The sequence below is a fragment of the Emticicia sp. genome (assembly GCF_049241225.1).
In the GTDB taxonomy this organism is placed as follows: Bacteria; Bacteroidota; Bacteroidia; order Cytophagales; family Spirosomataceae; genus Emticicia.
In genome coordinates this window covers 1-8,793 of record NZ_JBMLRC010000250.1, presented here as the reverse complement: position 1 = coordinate 8,793, position 8,793 = coordinate 1, and the positions used below count along the sequence as shown (strand labels likewise).

The 8,793-nt window shown below is 40.8% G+C and carries 6 protein-coding genes; 1 reads left to right on the top strand and 5 read right to left on the bottom strand.

Annotated features, from left to right (window positions below; all coding sequences use genetic code 11):
* Positions 1–1,140 (top strand): L-fucose:H+ symporter permease (fucP, locus tag ACOVO2_RS13375; protein ID WP_421770463.1); only part of this gene is annotated, 1,140 nt, incomplete at its 5' end.
* A 93-nt stretch (positions 1,141–1,233) separates the two neighbouring features.
* Here fucP and ACOVO2_RS13370 read toward each other — a convergent pair.
* From ACOVO2_RS13370 to ACOVO2_RS13350, 5 genes are all read right to left on the bottom strand, one after another.
* A complete protein-coding gene (locus ACOVO2_RS13370) occupies positions 1,234–2,385 on the bottom strand; it encodes an efflux RND transporter periplasmic adaptor subunit (protein ID WP_421770462.1) in 1,152 nt (383 codons plus the stop codon).
* Complete coding sequence (locus ACOVO2_RS13365) at positions 2,369–3,376, bottom strand: cation diffusion facilitator family transporter (RefSeq protein ID WP_421770461.1); 1,008 nt, start codon at positions 3,374–3,376, stop codon at positions 2,369–2,371. Before ACOVO2_RS13365 ends, ACOVO2_RS13370 begins: the two co-directional genes overlap by 17 nt.
* Before the next feature lie 115 nt (positions 3,377–3,491).
* Positions 3,492–7,829: a CusA/CzcA family heavy metal efflux RND transporter gene (locus tag ACOVO2_RS13360; RefSeq protein ID WP_421770460.1), complete on the bottom strand. Its 4,338-nt coding sequence runs from the start codon at positions 7,827–7,829 to the stop codon at positions 3,492–3,494.
* 146 nt (positions 7,830–7,975) lie between these two features.
* Positions 7,976–8,359 carry a hypothetical protein gene (locus tag ACOVO2_RS13355; protein WP_421770459.1) on the bottom strand — a complete coding sequence of 128 codons (384 nt, stop codon included), beginning with the start codon at positions 8,357–8,359 and terminating at the stop codon, positions 7,976–7,978.
* Positions 8,360–8,441: 82 nt separating this feature from the next.
* Positions 8,442–8,793 (bottom strand): hypothetical protein (locus ACOVO2_RS13350; RefSeq protein ID WP_421770458.1); only part of this gene is annotated, 352 nt, incomplete at its 5' end.

The window sequence follows — 8,793 nt, the reverse complement described above, 5'->3', positions numbered from 1 at the left end:
CTCAAAAAAGCTTGTCAACTCACTGATTTTCAGTCGGCTTTGATTGATAGTGCGTTTTTTGTTGCCTATTTTGTCATGGCAATTCCAGCAGGTATGGTGATGAAAAAATACGGCTATAAAATTGGTATCATTGCGGGGCTAATCACTTTTGCGATTGGTGCATTCTTGTTTGTTCCTGCGGCCAATACTCGTGTTTTTGCGTTTTTCTTGACAGCCCTTTTCGTGATTGCATCGGGTTTGACATTTTTGGAAACAGCTGCAAATCCATACATGACCGTACTTGGCGAACCCGAAGGTGCAACTCAACGCCTCAATTTTGCCCAGTCTTTCAATGGTTTGGCGGCGTCAATCGCTCCGAAAATAGGCGGTATGTTCATTTTGTCGGGCGTGACGCTTTCTGATACCGAAATTGCTCGAATGTCAGTTGAGCAACTCAATGCTTATTTAGATAATGAAGCTTCGGCAGTAAAAATGCCTTATATCGTTATTGGTGTGATTGTGTTGGTTGTGGCGGCTATTTTGTATAAAACCAATTTACCAGAAGTTACCGAAGATGCTCACGAAATAAATATGTCGGGTGGTTCGCAGTCTATTTGGCGACACAGCCACCTCACTTGGGGAGTAATTGCTCAATTTTTTTATGTAGGAGCTCAAGTGTGTGTATCGAGTTTTTTCATTCGCTATCTTTATCAAACTGCCAAAATTGACGAAAAATCTGCGGCTGATTATTTGGCCATTGCATTGCTGGGCTTTATGATTGGGCGTTTTGTGGGTACTTTCTTGATGCGTTTTATTAGTCCGAATCGACTTTTGGCTATTTATTCGGCACTTTGTATTGTGTTGTTGACAATCATCGTACTGAATGGCGGAATGATGTCGGTTTATGGTTTGATTGGCGTAGAGTTCTTTATGTCGATTATGTTTCCGACCATTTTTTCATTGAGCGTACAATCGTTGGGTGAAGAAACAAAGCTGGGGTCGTCGTTGGTGATTATGGCGATTGTGGGTGGTGCAATTTTCCCTTTAATCATGGGCCGTGTTTCTGACGTGAGTAATATTCAAACGGCCTACGTGGTGCCATTAGCGTGCTTTGTGGTTGTATTATACTTTGGTTTACGAGGATATAAAGTGAAGGTGTAAGATTATTTTACCACGGAGGCACGGATTACACGAATTAGCACAGGACGATTCTGTGAAAATCTATGTAATCTGTGCCTCCGTGGTAAATTAAAATCATTCTTCTGATTTATTCTTCAAACTCATCAACAACGAATAAGCCCCTTTTACTACAAAAGTCTGATTATTAAGGTTTTCTGTTTTGATGATTTCGGTTAAACCTTTTTCAGTATTTCCGATTTGTACTTCTACCATCTCAAATTGCGTTTCGGATTTCTTCACAAAAACATAGTGTTTATTCTCAAATCTCACGATGGCATCTTCGGGTAAAACATATGCTTTGGCATTATTGATGGCAATTTCGGCATTCATGTAAGTGCCAGGAATGAGGGCTTTATCATAGGCCTCAAAATGGCAATGTACATCAGTGTTTCGTTCTTCACTGAGGCTTTTGCCTATCAATAAAATCTCACACGGATATTTTTTATCGGGATGTGTATTGGTATAGGCCGTTACTTTCTGTCCGATGCTGAGTTTATCTAAATCTTTCTCGAAAATCTTTAAAGCTAAGTGAATGTCACTCGTATTGACTAACTCAAACATTACTTCCGTATTTGAAATATATTTCCCAATATTCACATTTACTTTGCTCACGTAGCCATTGATAGGCGAATAAATATTGATACTTTTTGAAATATTATTTTCGGTGAGTTTATCGGGGTTTATGCCCGCCAATTTGAGTTTTTCGGCCAAAGATTTAACCAAAATTCGCTGGGTTTTTAGTTCCATTTCGGCTTGTTGGAAAACCTTATCGCTGGTTGCTTTGCTTTGATTGAGTTCTTTTTGGCGTTGGAATTCGTTCTCAAGAAAACTGATTTTCGATTGTGTTGTCAAGAAATCTTGTTGAAGTTGAATATATTGTTGGTCTTCGATTACCGCAATACTTTCGCCTTTTCGCACAAACATTCCAGGAATCAAGTGCGTAGATTTTAAATATCCGCCCATGGGTACACTCACCGAAATAAGATTTTGGGGTGGCACATCAATTTTTCCGCTTACTTTCAAAATTGTCGAAAATGTCTTTTGTTCCATCGGGGCAGTTACGATGCCGATGTTTTGAATTTGTTTGGCGGTCAAATTCGCAATCGGCGACTCGATAGCTGTTGAGTCTGAGGCGGTTTCCTCGGTGTTGTCTTTCTTTCCGCAGGCGGTAAGCAGAACCGCAGCTAAGACGATTAGATTTTTATTTATTTTAACTAAATTTTTCATTTTTGAGAGAGTGTTTTTTGTTAGACAAAATATTGTCGTGTGTCCATGAAACGTGATTGAGGAAAGCCGATTGGCGGACAGGACAATCGGGAATATTACAGATACTGCATTGTTTTTGTGGAATACAACCATCAACATGAATAAAAAACTCTACCTTATTATCGAAATGTTGCTTGAAAAGTTCGGTAAGGCGGTCTAAAACCTCATGGGCTTCGTTGACATTGATATAATAAGGCACCGTCAGATGGCAGTCGATATGGTAGAAACCTGCGTAGTCGATTACTCGCATATTATGCACATCAATCCAGTCAGTTTGGCGGTGTTCGTTCAGAATACCCACTATTTGGTCGATAATAGCACCATCGGCCTCATCCATGATTCCAGAAATTGATTTTCTGATGATTTTGTAGCCTGTATAAATAATGATGAAGGCAAAAATGATGGCCGCTACGCTATCTATCCAAGCAAAACCCGTGAGCAAAATCAAACCTACACCGAGTAAAAGCCCTATCGACGAGTACGTATCCGACTGTAAATGTGAGCCACTGGCAATCAGGATAGGGGAGTTTTCTTCACGGCCTTTTTTGATGCAATAATAACCTACCAAATAATTGATAGCACCCGTAAGAGCAACCAACGCCAAACCAAAATCGAGTTGTTTTAGCTCGTGGGGATGAATGAAATTATTGATTCCTTCGTAGATGATGATGAAACCCGCAATCGAAATCAGCACCCCTTCGATGGCCGACGAAAGAAATTCTACTTTGCCGTGGCCGTAGGGATGTTCTTTGTCACGAGGTTTCGACGAAAGAATGATGCTATAAAGCCCAATAAATCCCGCAATCACATTGACGCTGCTTTCGAGGGCGTCGGTCAGAATCGCTACCGACGAAGTGAGCCACCAAGCAATTAACTTGATAACAAATAATGCTATCGAAACAGCCACCAAAATTTGCTGCATCCGAATCGGATTTACTTTTTTTTCTGTCATGATATTTTTTGTTAGTCCATGGTCGATAGAAAACGGTCGATAGTTTTTCTAAAAAAGGTCTTAATCCAAATAAATGTATTCGTCTGTCGACTATCGTCTATTGACCGTGGACTATTTAATAATTTACCAACGAATTTAGCTGTATAATGCTTTCGTTGAGGTTTTTTATGGCTTCCACATAATCGTTCCGAATGCTGGTTGCTTGATTGGTGAGCGTTACCCATTCGAGATAATTGATGCTGCCATTGATGAGTTGTTGCTGAGCCGTGGTATTAATCAAATTAGCATTATTTAGTGCTGTTTTTTCGTAATATTCTACGGTTTTCAGAAACTTATTGTACTCGCCCAAGGCCGTTAGATAAGCGTTATTGAGGCTTTGTAAACCTACTTCGTAGTTGCTTTCGGCCACGAGTTTATTTACTTTTTCGCTATTAATTTTGGCTTTTTGTGCCGTTGCAAAAATCGGAATCCCTACGCCAATTTGCACCGACTGAAATCTGTGCCAACCGTTATAAACAACGTTATCCGCTCCTGTTCCTCTGATACTTCCATTATTATAAAGCAGCGATAAAGTAGGTAAAAGCTTCTTTTTTTCTACATCAATGCTGGCTTCGGCAATTTGCTGCTGTTGGCTGAGGAGTTTTAAACTGGGGTGTTCTTTCAAAACATCAATGCTGGCTTTATTGGCTAATTGCAGTTTATAAGGCCCGCTGATGGGTATCAGATTGGCCGATGTATTTAGAAGATACTGAAAACGTAGTTTGAGCAATTCGATGTCTTCGCCGATTTGGCGTAGTTGAACATTGATTTGCCCGAGTTGATTTTCGGCAGTTACTTTCTCCAAAATATTACTTTCGCCTTTGGCCAAACGGAGTTCGGCACGACTTAAAAACGCAGCGTAAAGGCTATCGGCAAACTGTAAAAGTTGGCGTTTTTGTTGTAAATATACCAAATGATAGTACGCCTGACTTACTTGTTTTTTGAGTTCGTGTTCGGTTGCGGCAATGCTCAAAGTACTGTTTTTCCAAAGTTCGGTATAATAGTTTTTCTGACTTTCATAAACTTTCGGAAAACTAAAACTTTGCCCCAAACTCAGCCTCGAATCCATGTAAACACTATTGATTTGCCCAGCCTCCAGTGCAATCGTGCTGCTAGGAATCATCTTGGCTGTTCCGATGATACTTTTTTGATACTCAGCCCTTATCTTTTCATTTTTGATAGCAAGGTTATTTTTCAAAGCCATATCAATAGCTGCTTCCAAACTTATTGGAGTTTGAGCATTAGCCGATAGCGTAAACGTCAGAAAAAGCAAAATAATAGCAGCTTTTGGTGAAATAACCTTAGTTTTTCCTTCAAATACCATGTATAAAATTGGTAAAACGAAAAGTGTTAAAAACGTAGCAATAAGCAAACCCCCAATCACAACCGTAGCGAGTGGGCGTTGTACTTCTGCTCCTGCACCATTACTCAAAGCCATTGGCAAAAAGCCCAATGATGCCACAAAAGCCGTCATCAAGACGGGGCGAAGTCGTAGGTTTGTTCCTTGCAAAACTACTTTCCGAAGGTCATGTTCACCATCATTTTTTATGCGATTAAACTCCGCAATCAGAACGATACCATTCAAAACCGCTACCCCAAACAAAGCAATAAATCCAACTCCCGCACTGATGCTGAAAGGCAAGCCACGCATAGCCAAAAAGAAAATTCCGCCAATGGCTGAAAGCGGAATGGCCGAATAAATTAGCAAGCCGTGTTTGATTGAATTGAAGGCAAAAAATAGTAATAAAAAAATCAGAATCAACGAAACCGGCACAGCAATCATGAGGCGTTGTTTGGCTGCATTGAGGTTTTCGAATGCTCCGCCGTAGGTTACGTAATAGCCCGTTGGAAACTTTATTTTCTTATCAACTTTATCTTGGAGTTCGTTTACGATTGTCTGAACATCACGACCTCTAACGTTGAAGCCCACCACAATTCTGCGTTTGGCATCTTCACGTTGAATCTGATTTGGGCCATCTTTGATAGCCACATCGGCCAACTGAGAAAGTGGAATTTGTGTGCCATTTGGCGTAGGAACAAGCAAATTCTGAATATCCTCTAAGTTTTTCTTTTGTTCGCCCGCTAATCTTACCACCAAATCGAAGCGTTTTTCGCCTTCAAATACCATTCCTGTGCTTTGTCCTGCCAAAGCCGTATTTACGATTCGGTTCACATCAGAAATGCTAAGGTTATATTGAGCAATCATATTGCGTTTATATTCAATCAATACTTGTGGCATTCCCGAAACCGTTTCTACGTAAAGGTTTTTTGCCCCTTCAACACTACTAATGATTTCGCCCAAATGATGGGCATATTTGGTGAGTGTATCGAGGTCTTCTCCGAAAATTTTACAAACCACGTCTTGTCTCGCACCTGTCATTAATTCATTGAAACGCATCTGAACAGGAAACTGAAAGCCAACCGTTACGCCAGGAACTTCGGCAAGTTCTTTGGTCATTTTTTCGGCCAATTCATCAAAAGTTTCGGCCGATGTCCATTCGCTTTTATCTTTCAGAATCACCATCATGTCGCAGGCTTCCATGGGCATTGGGTCGGTTGGTACTTCACCGCTACCAATTTTGGTCACTACTTTTTCTACTTCAGGAAAACGAGTTTTCAAGATATGAGCAGTCTTTTGTGTGTTTTCGATGGTTGTATTGAGATTGCTTCCCGTAAGCACACGAGTTTCTACGGCAAAATCACCTTCTTCGAGAGCAGGGATAAATTCGCCTCCGAGCGTTGATAATACAAAAAGTGCCAAAACAAAAAGACCAATGGTAGCAGCAAGAACAACTTTCGGAAAACCAAGAATTTTGCTCAAAGCTGATTGATAAGCGTATTCGATGTTCGCCATCAATCTGTCCGAAATATTTGGTTCGTGCTTGGTTTTCTTACTCAAAAATACGGCACTCATCATCGGAATATAGGTCAATGATAAAATAAACGCTCCTAACAATGCAAAAGCTACGGTCTGAGCCATCGGCTTAAACATTTTACCTTCGATGCCTTGTAATGTAAAGATGGGAAGATACACAACCAAGATAATCACTTGTCCGAAAACCGCACTATTCATCATCTTTCCTGCTGATTTTTCGGTAATATCATCCATTTCTCCTTGCGTATATGCCGCCCGACCGTGAGCGTGTTTACCCGCCAGCACGTGCATGACGGCCTCTACGATAATGACAGCCCCATCGACAATCAAACCAAAATCTAATGCTCCGAGACTCATGAGGTTGCCACTAACTCCGAAAAGGTTCATCATGATGATAGCAAAAAGCATTGCCAACGGAATAACCGAAGCAACCAAAATACCCGCTCGGAAATTTCCGAGAAAAAGCACCAACACAAAAATCACAATCAATGCTCCTTCTAAAAGGTTTTTCTCTACTGTTCCGATGGCATTGTTTACCATTTTGGTGCGGTCAAGAAATGGCTCAATGACTACGCCTTCGGGAAGTGTTTTCTGAATCTGAGCGACACGGTCTTTTACATTTTTGATAACCTCGCTACTATTTGCCCCTTTGAGCATCATCACAACAGCTCCTGCCACTTCTCCTTTATCGTTGAAAGTCAAGGCTCCGTATCGGGTTGCATGACCGATTTTTATTTCGGCTACATCTCTGATAAATAGGGGAGTACCACCGCTCAAACTTTTGATAGCAATATTGCCAATGTCTTCTGAGTTTCCGATAAGTCCTTCGCTCCGAATAAACAGAGCCGTTGAGCCTTTTTCGATGTATGCTCCACCCGTATTCTGATTATTGCTTTCGAGAGCCTTGAAAATGTCGTCGATGGTAATGCCATTTGATTGAAGTTTATGAGGGTCGATTTCAACAGAATATTGTTTGAGTTTTCCGCCAAAACTACTCACTTCGGCTACACCTTTTACCCCTAACAGTTGTCGGCGGACAATCCAGTCTTGAATCGTGCGAAGCTCGGTTTCATCGTATTTTGATTCATAACCTTCTTTCGGACGCACAACGTACTGATAAATTTCGCCCAGTCCAGTAGAAACAGGACCGAGTTCGGGTACACCGATGCCCGCAGGAATTTCGGTTTGTACTCTCTGGAGGCGTTCGGCCACTTGCTGCCTTGCCCAATAAATATCGGTTTCGTCATCAAAAACTATGGTCACGAGCGATAAACCAAAGCGAGAAAAACTTCGGATTTCTTGAAGTCCAGAAATATTATTATTGGCTTGCTCAATCGGAAACGTAACGAGCCGTTCGATGTCGGTTGCACCAAACGAGGGAGCAATCGTGATTACCTGTACTTGGTTATTGGTAATATCCGGAACGGCATCAATGGGCAATTTAGTTACTTCATAGCTACCATAGCCAATGAGAGCAATCGTAAAAAGTCCAACGATGAGTTTGTTTCTGATAGCAAACCCAATGATTGAATTTAGCATGTTTTTAATAGAATAAGATAAGCACAACTATCACCCAAATACGACGGGTAAGTTATGGCGTAATTTTATAGAAATATAGCTCGTTGTTGGGTTTTACCAAAAATGAGACAGAACGAGTTTGAAACTCGACGAATGTATGCTAAAAATTAGAATCTTGGCGGTTGCCAAATAGAAGCAAGATATGCCGAAATGATATTGCCAGAAGAAGCAAAAAATATGTTTTTCTTTTCGATGATAATGGTTTTTATCTGCGAAAGTTGAATCGTATGAAAGATACTAATCGGGAATACAAACGAACAACAATGGTCGTGCGATTTGAAAGGCAGTTTGTTGTCAGTAGCAGCATCACCATCGTCTTTGTGTTCGGTTGCGTAGTGATGGTGCAGGAATCCGCCAAACGACATTGAAGGGTCTTTTTGTTGATGCTCAACGAAGTGTGAAAACAGCAAAGGGAGTTTCAACAACTGACTTGCTTCAGTTGCCGAAAATAGGTAAACTATTATCAGAAATTTTGAAATAGATGCTTTCACGATGTAAAGTTAGCAAAAAAGTGCTGAAAACCATGCTTTAGCTCTTTTAAGCCCCTAATTTAGATTGAGTTTAAATCAGCATCTAATCGATTTTGGCTTTGTTATCTTTTACGACCAAGAAAAAATCATTGTCGAGTTCGAGGTAGCCGTATTCATAGACAAAATAATACGTTGCACCTTTTTGGGTTGTTCGTACGCTTGTGATTAGGTTAAAGTCAAAACCACGGTCGAGTAGAGTGCTGCGTGTCGTTTTGCTCTTATCATCATGGCAAAGGTCTTCTAAAATCTTGCGGTTTCGACGGAGAGCGTTGTTTGTGTTTCTGACATAATTATTGGCGTCGGAGTTTACCTTATTATTATAAGCATTGCGGCATAAGTCTGAACAAAACTTTTTGTCCGACCGCCCAATGATGGGTTCTCCGCATTCTAAGCAG